The sequence below is a fragment of the Plantactinospora sp. ZYX-F-223 genome (genome assembly GCF_039649625.1).
GTDB lineage: Bacteria > Actinomycetota > Actinomycetes > Mycobacteriales > Micromonosporaceae > Plantactinospora.
The window spans coordinates 134,752-151,673 of the sequence record NZ_JBDJAV010000004.1 but is presented as its reverse complement, the minus strand read 5'-3'; the positions used below and the strand labels follow the sequence as shown (position 1 = coordinate 151,673).

General features: G+C 69.0%; 15 protein-coding genes. 4 read left to right on the top strand and 11 right to left on the bottom strand.

What is annotated here, in order from left to right; translation table 11 throughout:
* Positions 1–12 precede the first annotated feature (12 nt).
* The 9 genes from AAH979_RS05715 to AAH979_RS05675 all read right to left on the bottom strand — a co-directional run bounded on the left by AAH979_RS05715 (position 13) and on the right by AAH979_RS05675 (position 9,504).
* The gene (locus tag AAH979_RS05715) at positions 13–834 is read right to left on the bottom strand and encodes an ATP-binding cassette domain-containing protein (RefSeq protein WP_346256965.1); all 822 of its coding nucleotides are present in this window, start codon (positions 832–834) and stop codon (positions 13–15) included.
* Positions 831–1,871, bottom strand: a complete 1,041-nt coding sequence (locus AAH979_RS05710) for an ABC transporter ATP-binding protein (RefSeq protein ID WP_346256964.1) — start codon at positions 1,869–1,871, stop codon at positions 831–833. The genes AAH979_RS05715 and AAH979_RS05710 overlap by 4 nt, the downstream gene beginning before the upstream one ends.
* Positions 1,864–3,363: an ABC transporter substrate-binding protein gene (locus AAH979_RS05705; RefSeq protein ID WP_346256963.1), complete on the bottom strand. Its 1,500-nt coding sequence runs from the start codon at positions 3,361–3,363 to the stop codon at positions 1,864–1,866. The genes AAH979_RS05710 and AAH979_RS05705 overlap by 8 nt, the downstream gene beginning before the upstream one ends.
* A 73-nt stretch (positions 3,364–3,436) precedes the next feature.
* Positions 3,437–4,321, bottom strand: coding sequence for an ABC transporter permease (locus AAH979_RS05700; RefSeq protein WP_346256962.1), 885 nt, complete (start codon positions 4,319–4,321; stop codon positions 3,437–3,439).
* A gap of 43 nt (positions 4,322–4,364) precedes the next feature.
* A complete protein-coding gene (locus AAH979_RS05695) occupies positions 4,365–5,294 on the bottom strand; it encodes an ABC transporter permease (RefSeq protein ID WP_346256961.1) in 930 nt (309 codons plus the stop codon).
* 149 nt (positions 5,295–5,443) lie between these two features.
* Positions 5,444–5,749: a DUF6385 domain-containing protein gene (locus AAH979_RS05690; protein ID WP_346256960.1), complete on the bottom strand. Its 306-nt coding sequence runs from the start codon at positions 5,747–5,749 to the stop codon at positions 5,444–5,446.
* A 62-nt stretch (positions 5,750–5,811) separates the two neighbouring features.
* Entirely contained in the window at positions 5,812–6,747 is a 936-nt protein-coding gene (locus tag AAH979_RS05685) for a DUF6772 family protein (protein WP_346256959.1), read from the bottom strand.
* A gap of 49 nt (positions 6,748–6,796) precedes the next feature.
* A complete protein-coding gene (locus AAH979_RS05680) occupies positions 6,797–8,434 on the bottom strand; it encodes a sialidase family protein (protein ID WP_346256958.1) in 1,638 nt (545 codons plus the stop codon).
* Complete coding sequence (locus AAH979_RS05675; protein WP_346256957.1) at positions 8,431–9,504, bottom strand: LacI family DNA-binding transcriptional regulator; 1,074 nt, start codon at positions 9,502–9,504, stop codon at positions 8,431–8,433. The genes AAH979_RS05680 and AAH979_RS05675 overlap by 4 nt, the downstream gene beginning before the upstream one ends.
* A 612-nt stretch (positions 9,505–10,116) precedes the next feature.
* Between AAH979_RS05675 and AAH979_RS05670 the strand changes: the two genes are divergently transcribed.
* The 3 genes from AAH979_RS05670 to AAH979_RS05660 all read left to right on the top strand — a co-directional run bounded on the left by AAH979_RS05670 (position 10,117) and on the right by AAH979_RS05660 (position 12,701).
* Entirely contained in the window at positions 10,117–11,487 is a 1,371-nt protein-coding gene (locus tag AAH979_RS05670) for a hypothetical protein (protein WP_346256956.1), read from the top strand.
* 221 nt (positions 11,488–11,708) lie between these two features.
* Positions 11,709–12,179: a DUF2690 domain-containing protein gene (locus AAH979_RS05665; RefSeq protein WP_346256955.1), complete on the top strand. Its 471-nt coding sequence runs from the start codon at positions 11,709–11,711 to the stop codon at positions 12,177–12,179.
* 150 nt (positions 12,180–12,329) lie between these two features.
* Positions 12,330–12,701 carry a hypothetical protein gene (locus tag AAH979_RS05660; protein ID WP_346256954.1) on the top strand — a complete coding sequence of 124 codons (372 nt, stop codon included), beginning with the start codon at positions 12,330–12,332 and terminating at the stop codon, positions 12,699–12,701.
* Positions 12,702–12,786: 85 nt separating this feature from the next.
* On the opposite strand, the gene AAH979_RS05655 is transcribed toward AAH979_RS05660, so the two are convergent.
* On the bottom strand, positions 12,787–15,000 hold the full coding sequence (locus tag AAH979_RS05655; protein ID WP_346256953.1) for an MMPL family transporter: 2,214 nt from the start codon (positions 14,998–15,000) through the stop codon (positions 12,787–12,789).
* A 106-nt stretch (positions 15,001–15,106) separates the two neighbouring features.
* On the opposite strand from AAH979_RS05655, the gene AAH979_RS05650 reads away from it, so the two are divergent.
* On the top strand, positions 15,107–15,727 hold the full coding sequence (locus AAH979_RS05650; protein ID WP_346256952.1) for a TetR/AcrR family transcriptional regulator: 621 nt from the start codon (positions 15,107–15,109) through the stop codon (positions 15,725–15,727).
* 30 nt (positions 15,728–15,757) lie between these two features.
* Here AAH979_RS05650 and AAH979_RS05645 read toward each other — a convergent pair whose 3' ends face one another.
* On the bottom strand, positions 15,758–16,777 hold the full coding sequence (locus tag AAH979_RS05645; protein WP_346256951.1) for a DUF3500 domain-containing protein: 1,020 nt from the start codon (positions 16,775–16,777) through the stop codon (positions 15,758–15,760).
* Between the last annotated feature and the right edge of the window lie 145 nt (positions 16,778–16,922).

The following is a 16,922-nucleotide window of genomic DNA, read 5'->3' as shown; positions in this document are numbered from 1 at the left end:
TACCGGGGAGGCTCAGTTGGCCGCGTCGAGGTCGACGGCGGCCGCGAGGAGTTCTCGGGTGTAGTCGTGTCGTGGTGCGGTGAACAGCGTCTGTGCCTCGGCGTTTTCGACAATCTCGCCGCGGCGCATGACGAGGACGCGGTCGGCGACCTGGCGCACCACACCGAGGTCGTGGGTGATGAACAGCATCGACAGCGACCGCGCCTGGCGTACCTTCACCAGTAGTTGCAGCACCTGCGCCTGGACGGAGACGTCGAGGGCGGATACGGCCTCGTCGCAGACGAGCAGCCGCGGGTTGAGGGCGAGTGCCCGGGCGATGCTGACGCGTTGGCACTGACCTCCGGAGAGTGCGGTCGGGCGTTTGCCGGCGACGTCGGGGTCCAGCCCGACCTGGGCGAGCAGGTCGACCACGGCGTCGCGGCGGCGGCGGGGGTTGCGGCGCACGCCGTCCGGGGCCGCGTCCGGGTGTGCCTGCCAGGCTTCGGCGATGGAGGCCTCGGCAGATAGTCGGGGGTTCAGCGAGGACCGGGGATCCTGAAAGATCATGGCGATGGTGCGCCGCATGCCGCGGTCGCCGGATCGCCGGCCCAGCAGGGACTTCCCGTCGTAGTGGATGCTTCCCGAGGCCGGTTTGACGAGTCCCACGATGGCCTGGGCGATCGTCGACTTCCCGGAGCCGGATTCGCCCACCAGGGCGACCGTCTCCTGCGGCGCGACGTCGAGGGCCACGTGGCGTACCGCCGTGATCGTTGTCCGTCGGCCGAGCCCACCGCTGCGTGGCCCGGGGTATGTCACGGTCAGATCCGTGATCTGCAGTCCGGTGGCGGTGGTCACGGCAACTCCTCCGCGAGGTGGCAGGCGCTGAGCCGTCCCGGCACCACCTCGCGCAGTGCCGGCACCTCGGCCCGGCAACGGTCCTCGGCGCGAGGGCAGCGGGGGTGGAACGGGCAGCCGGCGGGTCGGTCGAACGGGTTCGCCGGGCTCCCCGGCAGCGGGTCGGCGATCGCGGTCGGCTTGTGCACGGACGGGACGCTGCGCACCAGCGCGGCGGTGTAGGGGTGTAGCGGCCGGCGGAGTACGGCCTTCGCCGGTCCGCTCTCGGCGACCCGGCCGGCGTACATGACGACGAGATCGTCGGCGACGTGCGACATCACCCGCAGGTCGTGGCTGACGAGCAGCATCGACAGGCGGTCCTCGTCGCGCAGCCGGGCGAGCAGGTCCAGGATCCGGGCCTGCACGGTGACGTCCAGCGCGGTGGTCGGCTCGTCGGCGAGGATGATCTTCGGCCCGCCGGCCAGCGCCAGCGCGATCATCGCACGTTGCCGCATCCCGCCGGAGAACTCGTGCGGGTAGGCGCGGACCCGGTTGCCCGGATCGGGGATGCCGACATGGTCGAGCAGTTCCACGGCACGCTGGCGGGCCTGGCGCCGGGACAGTCCGCGGTCCCACAGGATCTCGCCGACCTGGTCGCCGATCGTCATCGTCGGGTTCAGCGCGGTCGACGGGTCCTGGAACACCACGGAGATCTCCCGGCCCCGGACCTGCCGGATGCGGGTGGGGCCGGCCCGAAGCAGGTTTTCCTCGCCGAGCAGCACCTGCCCGCTGAGTACGGCGGTGTCCGGGGTGAGGCGGACGAGCGCCATCGCGGTGAGCGATTTGCCGCTGCCGGACTCGCCGATCACCCCCGTGGTGCGACCCTGCGCGATGTCGAAGGAGACGCCGTCGACCACGGTGGCCATGCCGCGGGGGCCGGGCAGCCGGATCGACAGGTCCCTGACCCGCAGGGTCGCCGCGGCCGATGGCTGGGATGCCGCGGGCAGCTGGGTGGACATCAGTGCCGTCGCACTCGTCGGCCGGCGCCGGTCAATCATCAACCGAGACCATGTTCAGCGGCGGCAGGCTTTCGAGGGTGGGTGCGAGTCCGGAGATGCCGGACCGGGTGGCGAAGACGACCTTGACGAACATGGGGTACATGCCGACCGCCTCGTTCCAGATCAGCGCGGTCGCGTCCCCGTACGCCTGCTTGCGCGTCTCCTGATCGGTGGAGGTGTTGCCCTTCTTCAGCAGTGCGTCCAGCTCCGGGTTGCAGTACCCGGTCCGCTTCGCCGCGCAGGTGTAGAGCCTGCCCAGGTTGTACGACGCGTCCAGGCCGAGCGTGCCGACCTGCTGGATGTTGATATCCCAGTTCAGGTTCAGCAGGTCCTCGGTGTAGACGGCCTGCTCCTTCTGCAACGCCTCGACCTTGACCCCGATGGCGGCCAGGTCGGAGACGACCGACTCCACCCACTGCTTGAACTGCGTCTGCGAGAAGTGGAAGCGCAGGGTGGTGTTGAAGTCGAAGCCGGCGTTGACGAGTGCCTGCTTCGCCGCCTGCGGGTCGTAGCCGACCGGCTTCTGCGGCGCGTAGCCGAACACCGTCGGCGCCAGCACCGAGTCGGCGGGTTGGCCGCTTTCTGGGTACAGCGCCTTGATGATCTTGTCGAAGTTCACCGCCTGCCACAGGGCCCGCCGAACCTCGGCCTTGTTCAGTGCCGGCGTCGAGGCATTCATCCACATTGTCATGACCCCGCTTCCGTCGGCGGTCACGAACTTGATGTCGGAGTTGCTGCGTAGCTGGGTCACCTGGTCATCGGGGATGCCCCAGATGATGTCCGCTTCGCCGGTCTGCAGGGCGGTGACCCTGGCCGCCACCTCAGGGATGGACCGGATGGTCACCTGGTCCACCTTCGGCTTCTCTCCCCAGAACTTCTCGTTGGGAACGATCACCAGGTCCCCGCCGGGACTGAACGACTTGACCTTGAACGGACCCGACGTCACCGGCGTACCCGTGTAGCTGTCCTCGGTGGCGCTCGCCGGGGTGATCCTCAGTCCGGTCAGCTTCGCCAGCAGCGCCGGGTCGGGCTCGGCGGGCTTGAACGTCACCGTGTCATCGGTCGACTCGACAGCGACGTTGACGAAGTTCGCCGAGAACGGGCTCTTCGCCTCCACGGTGCGGGTGAACGACGCCGCGACGTCCTTGCCGGTCAGCGCGGAGCCGTCGGAGAACGTAATCCCGTCCTTCAAGGTGAAGGTGAACTGCGTCGCGGTGTCGTTCGACTCCCATTTCTCGGCCGCGACGCCCTGGAACTCGCCGGGGCCGACCGTCGCCAGCAGTGGGGCGTACAGCTGCAACGAGGCGAGACCGGTGCCGCCGTCGATGGCGAGCTTGCCGTTCGGGTCGATCGACTCGATCGGGAACTGGCCGGCCACGACGAGCTGGCCGCCACTGCCGCCGCCGGAGTTGTCATCTGCGCCGCATGCGGCGGTTGTTGCCAGGGTAAGGACCGTCGTTGTCGCGACGGCGGCGAGCCGGATAGACCTCATGGTCGTGCTCCTTACTGTGCTGCGTTCGACTGTGCTGCGGGGATGGGGGTGTGTGCGGTGGTGTCGTGTGTCGTCATCGCCGGCGGCCGACGTGGCGGGTGAACAGGTCTCCGGTGAGTCCCACGCTGATGACGAGCAGGGCGAGGGCGATGCCCGGGATGGTGGATATCCACCAGGCGCTGGCGAGGTACTCCTTGCCGGAGGCGATCGTCTGTCCCCAGGAGACGGACGACGGTGGCAGGCCCAGTCCGAGGAAGCTCAGGCTCGCCTCGGCGAGAATGGCGCCGGCGAACTCGGTCGTCGCCAGTGCGAGCGCGGGCCCGGCGAGGAAGGGCACGATGTGCCGGGTCACGATGGTCCGCCGGGGCAGCCCCATCACGGTCGCCGACCTGACCCAGTCCCGCTCGCGCAGGCTCATCGCCATGGACCGCGACAGGCGGGCGAAGCTGACCCAGTTGGTGACGGTGAGCGCGATGACGACGATCACGAGGCTCCGGTCGAAGACGCCGGCGATGACGATGGCCAGCAGGATGCCCGGGAACGCGAGCAGCACGTCGATGACGCGGGACACCGCCACGTCGGTGATCCCTCGCCGGTACCCGGCGAACGTGCCGACGGCGATGCCGACAAGTCCGCTGAAGACAACCACCAGCAGCCCGATGACGATCGACGTGCGGGCGCCGTACACCACCTGGCCGAGCAGGTCCCGGCCGAGGGCGTCGGTGCCGAAGACCGCCGTGCTGCCGTCGCTGGTGACCGAGCCGGGGCTGAGCAGCCGGTCGTCGAGGTCGCCGCGTACGGGGGAGTAGTCGACGATCAGCGGGCCGATGGCGCCGACCAGCACGTACAGCCCGAAGACCACCATCGGGAGGGCCTGTACTGCCCGGCCCACCCTGGTCCGGGCGGCCGTCACCGGGACCGGTGTGACCGGGCTATGCGCCAGCTCCAGCGCGGTCATTCGGCGCCTCCCGTCCTACGCCCGGTGGCGCTGGCTGGCGCCGTCACGACGCCACCCCCGCCCGGATCCGGGGATCCAGCCGGGCGTTGAGGACGTCGGCGAGCAGGTTCAGCGCCACGACGACGATCGCGATGAGGACGGTCGCCCCCTGCACGATGGCGTAGTCGCGGTTGCCGACGGCGCTGACCAGCAACGAGCCGACACCCTGCCAGGCGAACACCTGCTCGACGATCACCGCGCCGCCCATCAGGGTGCCGATGTGCAGCGCCACGATGCTCACCACCGGGATCACCGAGTTGCGTACGGCGTGGCGGGCCAGCACCGTCCGCTCGGACAGGCCTTTCGACCGGGCGGTCAGGATGTACGGCTCGCTGGTGACCTCCGCGAGACTGCTGCGGGTGATCCGGGCCACCAGGGCGGTGAACGGGATGGCGAGGGTGATCGCCGGCAGCACCAGATGCCGGAAGTCCCCGGACCCCGCACTGGGTAGCAGCCGCAGGGTCAGCGCCATCAGCAGGATCAGCATGATGCCCGACCAGAACGACGGAAGCGCCTGCATCACCAGGGTGACGGCCGAGATCGTTCGGTCGGCGAGCCGCCCCGGCGCGCGGCCGGCCAGGATGCCCAGCAGCGGGCCGAGCACCAGAGCCAGCAGCGTCGCCGTCGCTGTGAGCAGGATGGTGGCCGGGAGGCGGTCGAGGATGACTGTCATCGCCGACTCGTGGAAGCGGTACGACTCTCCGAAGTCACCGGTGACGGCTTCGCGCAGGTAGCTGAGGTACTGCGCGAAGATCGGCCGGTCGAGTCCGAGCTCTTCACGCAGTGCGTCTACTTCTGCCGCGGTGGCCTCAGGCCCCAACTGGACGGTGGCTTGATTGCCAGGCGCGAGCCGCAGGATAACGAAGGTGAGGCTCAGAGTCCCCCAGACGGTGAAGACCATGAGGCCGAGTCGCCGGACCAGCCGGGGAAACATCAGTATCTCTCCTCCTTCTTGTCACTGAACCTTTTTCAACCTGAACCGCGCGGCGCTCACACACCGCGTCCGACCTCGCGCTTCGACGGACCGCAAGAGGAGGTTGAAAAAGGTTCACTAACGGGCCCGAAAGCGTGGCCGCCTGCGGGTCATCCCTTCAGGGCGAGATGGACCAGGACGGTCGCCGGCTGCTGCTGCGTGGCGCCGCTGAACGCCAGCCGCAGCCACCCACCGAAGTTCGTCAGTTCGATCGCGGCGATCCTCTCGCCCGCCGCAATCACCCGAGGGTCGCCCCGGTCCACCCAGTGCAGCCCGTCCGGCGAGATCTGTGCCTGGACGGACAGATCCGGGTGGTCGCCTTCGACCTGGACGAAGAAGACCGCCTCGCCGGCCCAACCCGCTTCGTAGGAATGGGTGGCGTGGTCGGCGGTGATCGTGAGACGGCGTTCGATCACGGAAGTAGCGAATGTGAGCACGAAGGACCTTTCCCAGTGGAACGACGGTTGGCCGGCAGCGGTCAGTCCGTGGAGTACACGACGGAATCGAGGAAGAGATTCACGGACCGGTCCGTGTCGGTCTCGACGAAGAAGATCGGGTTGATCAGGTTGGTGATGTTCTTGTACGGCTCGGTCAGCGTCGGTGCCAGTCCACGCAGGTCGAACGTGCGGTCCATGCTCTGCATCTCGACGTACTCACGCCGCTGGTAGTCGACCAGCAGCCGGAAATAGAGCCAGTTGAGCTTGTCCGGGCTCTCGTTGTACAGCAGGTCCTGCTCACCGTCGGGCACCCACTGGAAGGCATCGGCCGAGCCGTCGGGGTAGCGGCGGCCGTACCAGAGGTTGTCGATCCCGGGACGCTGCCAGCCGTCCTCGCGGCCGTAGCACCAGTCCTTCTTCGTCACCCCGTCGGCCACCCGCCAGTACTGCCACTTCTTGGTGAGCGTGCCGTTGACGGAGTTCACGTACCGCACTCCCGGCATCCAGCGGTACTGCGCGTCCTGCAGGTCAAAGTAGAACCCGAACGCGCGAATGTCCTCCTCGCCGAAACCGAGCCGGTCCTGCTGCGGCGTGTACGCGTACCACGCCTCGATCTGGATGTACCGCATCGCCGGGTCGAAGTTCGACAGCCGCTTCAACGCGACACCCATGCTGCCGTTGGCCGGCTTTTCCTCGTACCGGTTGGCGACCGGCCTGGTGTTCAGTTTCAGCGAGTACGTGCCCTCCATCGATCCGTGCGTGGCGGCGAACCGCATCGGCGCCGCGCTGATCATCGACGGTGCCCAACTCGCCAGGTCCACTTCCGACGGGTAATGCCGGTAGTCGTCGTTGACGAAGTTGGGCGTCAGGTCCAGCCACCCGTTGAAGCCCTTGTCGAAGTCGTCGTAGGTGACGATGTTGCGCAATGGCTTGAACTTTTCCAGGCCGCGCTCATAGTGGATAACCTTCTGCACCATGCCTCCGTGGCGATAGCGAAATGTGCCGGATGGGGGATGTGAAGTACTGCTAAGCCCTGCCGGGTGGGTCGAGCCGGATCGAATCGAGCTGGAATGCGTATGTGCCGTCGGGACCCGCACCGGCCGCGACGAACTCGACGCGCACCGGCCGTTTCGCGCGGACGGTGATCAGCCCCAGGTCGGCGTCCAGGTAGGGGGTGCCGGATGAGGTGGTGACGACACCGCCCCTGCGGCGACCGTCCACGGTGACGGCGACATCGCCGCCGCCCGCTTCCTGCGGTGCGCGGAAGCGGCATCGCAGACGGCGGGGACCGGTCACGGCTGGCACGATCGTCACGGCGTACCCGTCACCGCGGGCCACCGCCGGAATGTGGGCCACGGCGGAGCCGGCCGCCGCCGCGTCGAGAACCATCGGTGCCCGCGGGATCGTCGTTTCGACCCGCAGTCCCTCCACCTGGTGGAGCCTGTGCAGCTGCGCCGGCCCCTGGTGGACGCTGTCGCGGTCCTCGGTGAGCCAGGCCAGGTCGAACCGGGCTGCCACGACGTCCTGCGTCTCGACTCCGGTCGGTCCCAGCCTGCTGTAGAGGACGAGCAGTTCGCTGTCGCTCAGCCATACGAGATCGGAATAGCCGGCCCGCGCACCCTCGACGATCCGGCCCCACGACCACGACTCGGCGCCGTCGTAGCTGATCCGCGCGTACAAGGTCTCCCGTGCGGTGCCGGTCACGGGACTGGTGTAGACGATGCGCTCGACGCCGCGCCGGTCGACCCGGGCGGCGAGGCCGGCCGCGATCCCCGCGTGCGGGGCGATGTTCGTCTCGATGACGGCCTCGGTGAAGGTCCGACCGCCGTCGCGGCTACGGGCCACGGCACGGCTGGTGTTGCTCACCCCGCCGGCCAGCCGGGAGTGCACCACCACCTCGCCCGTGGCGAGCTGCGCGATCCGCGCCTCGTCCAGGCCGAGCCCCGCAGGGTCCGGCACGACGCCGCCACCGGCCCAGCTGCGGCCGCCGTCGTCGCTGTAGATGACGCTCGCGCCGTAGTCGCGTTCGGCGGCAGGCAGGCTCAGCGTCCGCCGATGCCACACCTCGACCAGCAGCCGACCGCTGGCGAGCTGAATGCCGCGGCCCGGCCCGGGTAGGTGGAAGGTCCATCCACGCCCGTTCGCGGCGAACAGGTCCGTCACCTCGACCGGGTTGCTCCAGGTGCGGGCGTCATCGGTCGAGGTGCGCCGGAAGACCCTCGAGGACTCGCCCCTGTCGTTCAGCGCATAGAAGAGTGTGATGCGTCCGGTGCGCCGGTCGACCACGGGTGTGGGATTGGCCCAGGCGCCGCCGTCGTGGTGTTCGAGGTACCGCGTCGGACCCCAGGTCCGACCGCCGTCGGTGCTGCGCCGCAGGACCAGGTCCTTCGGGCCATCGTCGGCGCTGGAGCCGAAGCGCGCCTCACTGAAGGCCAGCACCGTGCCTTTCGGCGTCACGTCCACGGCGTGCACCCGGAAGTCGACCCATCCGTTCTCGCCACGGGACCACAGCGTCGTCGGATCCAGGAATCCTGCATCGGTGCGCCGGAGGCTTTCGCGGGCCGCCGACGGCGTCCCGGCCAGGACGGCGGTGGCCGCACCCAACCCGGCGGCGATCGCCTGTCGTCTGGTCAACCACGCCGGTGCCGTATCGCGTTCGATCATCTCGTCACTCCCGTCGAGGGCGGTGCCGAGACCGAATCGCCCGGGACCTGAATACAGTCCAGATAGATCTGCCGGTGCTGTCCGACCCCGGCGTCGAGCAGTTCGAGCAGCAGGCGCACGGCTTCGCGGCCCATCTGTTCCCGAGGGATGCTGAACCGGGTCCAGTCGCGGGCGGTCGCGTGGACCAACGGTGGGTCACCGAGAAGGAAAACCGAGCAGTCCTGCGGAATGCTTGCGCCAGCCTCGGCGGCCGCCCGCTCCACGGCGAGGATTGCGCTGTCCTCTTCGCTGTGCTCTACCAGGATCGCCGTGATGCCCGCGGCAAGCCAATCTTCGAACCGGGCCCGGGTGATGTCGGCGGGATGCTCGTCCGGCGGGTGGATCACGACGTCGTCACCCGGGATCCCGGCAGCGGCGAGCCCCGCCCAGAAGCCCGCCTCGCGGTCCCGCAACCATTCCTTGTCGTCGGTCGCCTTCAAGTACGCGAACCGGCGGTGTCCGAGACGGACCAGGGACTGCACCGCTGCGCGTGTCGCGCCGACGTAGTCGGCCGCTACATAGGACAGCTGTTGGCCGGGCACCTCGCGCCGACCGATGAAGACGAACGGAAAGTCCTCGCGCAGCAGCGCCGTCAGATCGTCGTGGTGGAGACGACGTCCGAGCAGGACGCAGCCGTCGGCCAACTTGAGCCGGTTGACTCCGCCGGCGTAGATGCGGCGATCATCGCCGGCGGTCGCCGAGCTGAACAGCAGGAGGTCGTAGCCGTACTCGGCGGTGGCCCCCTCGACGCCGAGCAGGAACGGGAAGTAGAAGTCCCGTTGATCTACGGGGAAGACCGGCTCGAAGGTGAACACGCCGAGCAACCGGTTGCGGCCACCCTTGAGGCTTCTTGCCACGGGGTTCACCGCATAGCCGAGCTCGGCCGCTGCCTCCAGCACAGCCCGCCGAGTCTGCTCGGCGACGTTCGCGCTCGCCGGCCCACCGCTGATCACCAGGGACACCGTCGCCTGGGACACGCCGAGGCGACGGGCAATGTCGACTTGGGTAGCTCGCCGACGTGGCGTCGTCATGTCGAGAACCTCTTTAATACGTATGAAGAAGATCGTCGCCGACGTTACGGAGAGATTTCCGCTCCGTCAAGAGGTCATGTCTGGCGCCGTCCGGCGCCGCTCGTGGAGGTGCTTACGCTCCCGCGTACTGGCACCAGCGGTGGGTGCACGAGGGTGGCGTCGCCACCCCGTTCCTCGTGCACTGCGGAGAGCAGCTACCGGAGGTGCCCCTGTGCTGGGAACACCTCGGCAATGCCGCGGTACGCCGGGGGCGGCGGAAGCTGGTCCGCGAGCACCCCGGGCCATCGGAGCTGTACGACGTCGCCGCCGATCACTCCGAGTCGACCGATCTCGCTCCGCGTCGTCCCGACCCCGTCGCTGAGCTGGCCACCGAATACGTCCCGAAGAACGGGAACTCCGGCTTTGCGCGCGAGTCCGCATCGCGACTGTGCCGTCGCGGATGGGATGGGACCATGACGCGTGGCTCAGGTTTCGGTGCGCCGTAAGATCGGCTGGCTACTCGGGACGAACCGAAAACTCGGCCCCGATAGGATCTTGCGTTCCGGGCGCGAGTTCGCACGCGCCCTGGGGCACTCGGCGTCCTCTTCGGTCACGCGGTGGGAGCATGGCGAGGTGGCTCCCGGGCGGCAGGTCATTCGACGGTACGAGCAACTGCTCGGCTTGCCGGCAGGACAGCTGACGACAATCGCCGACGCGTTGCTGCGCCTCGAAACGCCAACTCGACGGCAGCCGAGCGCCGGGCGGTTCGACGGTGCCACATTTCATATCACGGTCGAAAAGATTAGCGCCGGAGACGCGTTGGACGGCGCAGAATGGGCCCGACTGACCGAGCAGATCGAGTCGGCTCCGGGGCTCGTGCTGCATCCGCCGAAACTGTGGAGCGTGCTCGCGGAGCGGTTGTTGACCGAGTTGGTCGCCGCCGACAAGCTGGAGTGGCTGCTGCGCAACGAAGCCATGAGCCGGCTGTTGGAGCATCCGGCCGCCCGGTCCCATGCCGTCGCCGCGTGTATCGCACTGGCCGAGGACGGCACGTCACCGGCCGTGATCGAGCCCTTGGGCCTGCTCGATGTCGTCTCGGACGGCGCCGCCAACCGGTACATCGTCCAGCAGATCACGCATCCCGAGGGTGAACCGGCCTTCCAGGGCGCACTGCGCGCCGCGCTGCGGAAGATCGAGTACGGGCACTTCGTCGAGGCCGAGTTGCGGCAGCTCGTCCCCGTCGTTCGCGAGAGGATGTGCGAAACGCCGTCCGATCCGGGCCGGATCGCCTTGTCCGTCGAGGTGGCTCGCCGGCTGGCGGGCCGCGCCGGCCAACGGTCCGTTCTGCAGGGGGCGGTGCCACGCGATCCGATCGCCCACTGGGTGTGGACCTCGGACCGGCTCGCCGAGCCCGGCACGGCACGCACGGTCAGCTGCGAGCTGGCCCGTCTCGTCCAAGCCCGTGGGTGCGGCGACGTGGCAGAGCTCGACGATGTCCTCGTCAGCCTGATCGAGGAGGCGCTCTACAGCTCGAACCCCGACCGGCGGCTGTTTCACGGCCAGCTCCTCGCCGCCACGCCGTTACGCGAGACGCTGGGGGAAGCGGTCCTGACTGAGATGACCGCTGGTTTGGGCCGGCGTGACGAGACCTTCGCGGTCGCCGCCCTGCCGGTGATGACCGTGCTCGATGTCAGTACTCATCGGACACTGGTTCGGCGTATCCTCGCGAGTCCGGGCTTCAGCCCAACCCTGCGGCACGCGGCGGCCCGGGCCCTACCGCACTGTGCGGGACGGTTTTCGGAGCCGGTCTGGCGGACGATCCTCGACCGCCAGCTCGCACAATCTCGGAGCGCAGACCGGCTCGGGGCCGACATTCTCCGGGCCATCGTCTACGGCATCGGCACCGACGGTTGCACCGGCTTATTGGCGTCGATTCGTGCCGATCCCGGCATGCCGCCAGGGTGCCGGTCCACCGCCGATTGGCAGCTATCACTAGACGCCTGACGGCGCAAGGCACTTTGCCTGCCATTCTTCCGCCGCAAAGCCACTCGGGGCCACCGGTCGGCACTTCCTACCGTGAATTCACGGGCCGAGCAGAAGCGAACGCCCGCAGAAGTGAACCTTTTTCAACCTGGACCGCGCGGCGCTTACGCACCGCGGCCGACCTTGCGGTCCGCCGGACCGCAAGGGGAGGTTGAAAAAGGTTCAGTGAACGAGGAGGGCACATGACCGACAACGTGCGGGTACGACTGGGCCGGATAGCAGCCGCCCTGGCGATCACCACAGCGATCCTCACCGCCGCTGCCACACCAGCCGCCGCAGTCTCCGGCATCACCGGCCTGGATCCGTACTCCACCGGCTGCTACAACAACGGCTGGCAGTGGAGCTCGAGCGGGACCGCAGTGTACGACGGGTCGCGCAAGGTCGGCACCGGGTACCTCCGGTACTCCGGGGGCTGCGTGGCGAACTGGAGCGAGTTCCACTACGAGAACGCGGCCGCGTACAACGACTACAGCGCGCACCCGTCCGCGTGGGAGGACGGTGTCTCCGGCACCGACCAGTACTCGCCCAACCTGTGGCTCAACCCGGTGTACTCGCGGATGGTCGACGGCAGCAACGCCGCGTGCGCCGGTGCACAGGTTTACCGGTACCCATCAAACCAGTGGGTGACCTGGAGCTTCTTCGCCTGTGCCTGAGCGGCGACGCCAGGATCTGGTGGGCCGGGCGCCCCGGCCCACCAGCGTCCTCCGACCTCGGTCGTTCACTACGCCGTGTCCGCACCGCTAGAACCTGCTTGCTCGTGCCGGCTAGCGTGTCCGTCGTCGTGCCCAAGGATCGGAGGCGGTGTGTTCGAGGAGCAGGTCCAGTTCGTGCTTGTGCAGGGCGTCGTGCAGGTACCCATCGTGCTGGTGCTGGTGGTTGGTCTCATCCTGCTGGCAGCCCGTCGCGACCGGCTCTCCCGACTGGCCAAGGGTCTCGCCGTCGCGGGTTGCGGCGTGCTCCTGTTCGGAGTCCTGGCAAACGTGGCGTGGCTGGCGTCGATCCCCACGCTGCTGCGTGCCGACCACTCTGCGGCAGAGTTCGGCATCATCAGTGCGGGTGTAGCCCTGATGCTGAATCTCTGCCAGGCCGTCGGGCTCGGGCTGCTGATCGGCGGCCTGTTGGCCGGCGGCGCCCGGCCACCGATCGCGGCCGATCAACCTGTTGCGATGCGGTAGCCAACCCGGCGACCGCAACGCGACGATCTCCAGATCGAGGCTGACCGGGCTGGCCGGTGGTTCCGGCGGACCACCGGCCCGAGGGTCATCTCACCGGAAGCGTCGTGTCAGATTCCGGAACGGGCTGGGCCGGTGGAGTCGAACCGTGTGGGTCGATCCGGCGCTGGAGCCGGCGGAGCGGCGCCGGCGCCCACCAGTTGGCCGGGCCGGACAGCCGCATGAACGCGGGCACGAGCACCGCGCGGATGACGGTGGCGTCGACCAGGATCGCGACCGTGACACCGACGCCGATCATCTGGAGGTACATGACCCGGCCGGTGGCGTAGAGGGAGAACGACGCCGCCAGGATGACGGCGGCGGCCGTGATCAGGGGTGCGCTGCGCTGGAGTCCTTCGAGGACCGCCCGGGTGTTGTCGCCGGTGATCTCGTACCGCTCCTTGATTCGGGACAGCATGAACACCTCGTAGTCCATCGACAGCCCGTACGCGACGCAGAACATCAGGATCGGGAACGCGGGATCGAGGGTGCCGATCGGAGTGAAGCCCAGCAGCGAGGAGAAGGCTCCTTCCTGGAAGACGAAGACCAAGGCACCGAACATCACCGACAGGCTCAGCAGGTTCAGCACGGTGGCCTTGACCGGGATGAGCAGGCTTCCGGACATCAGGAACAGCAGCACGAACGTGATCGTCAGGATCAGCGCGACCACCAGCGGGACCCGCTGCATCAGGGTGGATCGGAAGTCGGTCAGCTCGGCGGGGTATCCACCGACCACCACCCGGTCGTACGGCGTCGGGGTGGCGCGGATCCGTTCGACCAGGGCGGAGACCTCGGTGCTGGCGAGGACCTCACGCGTCGGGATCGCCTCCAGACGGCTGCCGTCCGGGCTGGTCAGCCGCTCCGGGCGTGGCGCGGTGCGTGCCAGCGCTCCGTCGACGAAGACGCCGGCGGCCGAGTTGACCTGGGCGATGCCGTCGATCCGCGACAGTTCGGCGGCGTACCCCGCGGCGGCGTCGGGGCGCCCGTCGGGGGCGATGACCTGGATCGCGTCGTTCGGCTCCTGGGCGAAGTTGGCGCGCAGTTGGTCGTACGCCTGCCGGGTGGACGCCGACGGTGGTAGCACCCGGTCGTCGGGCAGCCCGATCCGGAGTCCCAACGCCGGTGCGCCGAGCGCGCCGACCAGGAGCAGACCGGCGACGGCGAACGGCAGCGGCCGGCGCATGACCTGCGCCCCGAAGCGGTGCCAGTACTGTCCGGGCGCACCGGGCGCCGATCCACGCCGTGCGGCGCGGGGGCCGAGCGCGGCCAATGCCGCGGGCAGCAGGGTGAGCGAGCCGATCACCGCCATGGCGACGACCAGAACGCCGGCGTAGGCGAACGAGCGCAGGAACGAGTACGGGAACACCAGCAGCACCGACAGAGAGGCGGCCACGGTGAGCCCGCTGAAGATGACCGTGCGGCCGGCGGTACGCACGGTCGTGGCGACCGCATGGGACACCGGTGCGCCGGCGTGCAGTTCCTCGCGGAAGCGTGCGATGACAAACAGGCAGTAGTCGACGCCGAGACCGATCCCCATGACCAGCGTGATGTTGGCCGCGAACGTCGACACCTCGGTCAGGCTCGCCAGCAGGCGCAGGCCGGCGAGCGTGCCGAGCACGGAGAACAGCCCCACGCCGAGGGTGAGCAGCGCGAGCCGGGCCCGGCGGTACACGGCGTACAGCAGCAGGAACATCAGCGGCACGATGAGCAGTTCGGCCCGGACGAAGTCCGCCGCCGCCTGCTCGCTGATCTGCGCGGACACCGCCTCCGCACCGGCTACCCGTACGTCGATCGCCCGGTCGACGAGGGTGAACGCGGGCAGCAGGCGTTCCCTGATCTCCTGCCGTGCGGTGGTGGCGTCACCCTCCAGATAGGCCAGGATCAGCGCCTGACGGCCGTCCGTGCCGCGCAGCGTCGGGTCGTTCCCCTCCGACCAGTACGACCACACGTCCCGGACCAGCGGCCGGCCGTCCAGGTCTGCGGCGAGGCGCTGCCCGGCGTCACGGACCGGCGCACTGTCCACGGTGCCGGTGCGGGCGGTGACGAGCAGGATCAGGTTGGCGTTGCCGGTGTGGAACTGCTGTCGCAGCATTCGCTGGGCGTGCACCGACTCGGTACCCGGGGCCTCCCACCGGCTGAGCACCATGGCGCCCATCGCGCCCGTTCCGACGGCGGCGAAGACCAGGGTCGCGATCAGGCCCACGACCAGCGTGACGCGGCGGTGCCGAGCGACGAACGTGCCGAGGCGGTGCAGCACAGGCATGACGGTCCCCTGCTAGGCTCAAATACGAGCGGTCGCCCGTGTTCGCCACCATACGAGCGGTCACTCGTATTCGTCAAGGTGGCTTCGCGGTCGGGATGGGACGCCGGTGAAACAGCCGCAGGAGGTCAAACGGCAGGCGCGGGGTCGGCAGCGGATCGCCGATATCCTCGACGCCGCGCTGGCCCTGTTCGCCGAGAACGGCTACGAGCGCACCAGCACCAACGCGATCGCCGCCCGCGCCGGCATGTCACCCGGCTCGCTGTACCAGTTCTTTCCCAACAAGGAGGCCATCGCCGAGGCGCTCTCCACCCACCTGGTGGAGGAGATGCGGGCCGCCCACTCCTCGGCGTTCGACCTCTCCCGGGTCACCGACCTCACCCTGCACGAGCTGATCGACCGGATGGTCGACCCGCTGGTCACGTTCAACGTGAGCCATCCGGGGGCGAAGGCACTGCTGGCGAACACCGACATGCCAGCCGGCGCGCACGCGGCCACCCGCCCGCTGCACGAGGCGGTGGTCGACCGGGTCGCCGCCGTCATCCAGGCCCGGATCCCCACCCTGCCGGCCGCCGAACGCGACCTCGCCGCCATGGTCTCGGTCCGCATCGTCGCGGCCATGATGCCGCCCATCGTCGCCGTCGAAGGCGCCGAGCGCCGAGCGCTGACCGCCGAACTGAAGAAGGCACTGTACGGCTACATCGCCCCGCTGGACCCGGCCGGTAGCTGACAACTGGTCCGCCCCCGACTGCCTTTCGTCCTAACGCGGTCGTCGCGGCCGCGTCGGTTGGTGCTGACGGAAACCGTGGCTCTGCGAGTCTTGGTCAGGCGCGTTGTGGAGCCGTGCGTAGTGGTCGCGTAGCAGGTCGCTGCCCCAGTCGTCGCGTAGATGCCGCCATACGGAGTGGGCGTGGTTGGCGTCGTCCTGGGTGTTGTCGTACTCGATGAGGAACTGGGGTGCCTGGATGCAGTAGTAGTGACCCGCACCGGGTGTGGTCGGGCCCGCCCACGCGAACCGGATCCGGTGCAGGCCCGCCGCCTCGGCGTCGCGCCAGCAGGCTTGCGCGTACGGTGCCGGTACGCGGTGGAGGTAGCGATGGACCAACTGGTCGAGGACCTCCCGTTGTGCCGGACGCAGCAGGTCACGGCCGATACCTTCGGGCAGCAGCGTCGGGTCGGCCACCGGGTCGGCCCGGGTGAGGATGTCGTCCGGAGCGACGTCGGCGCTGATGCAAAGCGCACGTTGGTCGGGGTCGAGCCCGATCGCCAGCTGGCGGGCCAGGTCTTCCTCGGGGCCGAGGATCCGGCGGCCGGCGTGCGGTCCGGAGGGTACGACGGCCGGTTCGGACCCGACGAAGTGCGGGGTGAACGTGGTGCCGCCGGGCGTTACGACGACGTGCACGGCCAGGTGGTGGCCGTTGATCCGCCAGCCCCACGGCTCGTCGCCGTCCGGGTCGCCGAGCACCCGTAGCCAGTAGCGGTCACCCCCGGGCGGCGAGCCGGTCGCCAGTTTCCGCCTGACCCGCTCGATCTCGACGGCACCGACGGCGAGATCGCCGCCGTCGGGGGAGTGGGCCGACCGGAGCAGATCGATCGCGAGTGCGTGCTGGGCGGCGGTGAGGTGCTCCATCGACAGGCCGGGCCGGTCCCCGGGCAGATAGGTCCACTGCCGCAGGTGGGAGTCGGTGAGGTCGCCGCGGACCAGGTGGCGCTGCTGTTCATCCAGGCTCGCGACGAGGGCACGCGCGCATCGGCGGGCGTCATCGGCGGCGGTCGTCATGGAGTCCCCCAAGAGACTGGTTGCGTGACGCCCTTTGCGTGTCCCCGCATGGCAGGAGACGTCTCGGGCCGATCAGGCTACGGTCGCAGGTGCGCCCGGAAGAGTGGCGGCAGGTCTGATGCTAGTGCCGCAGCCGGCATCGTTC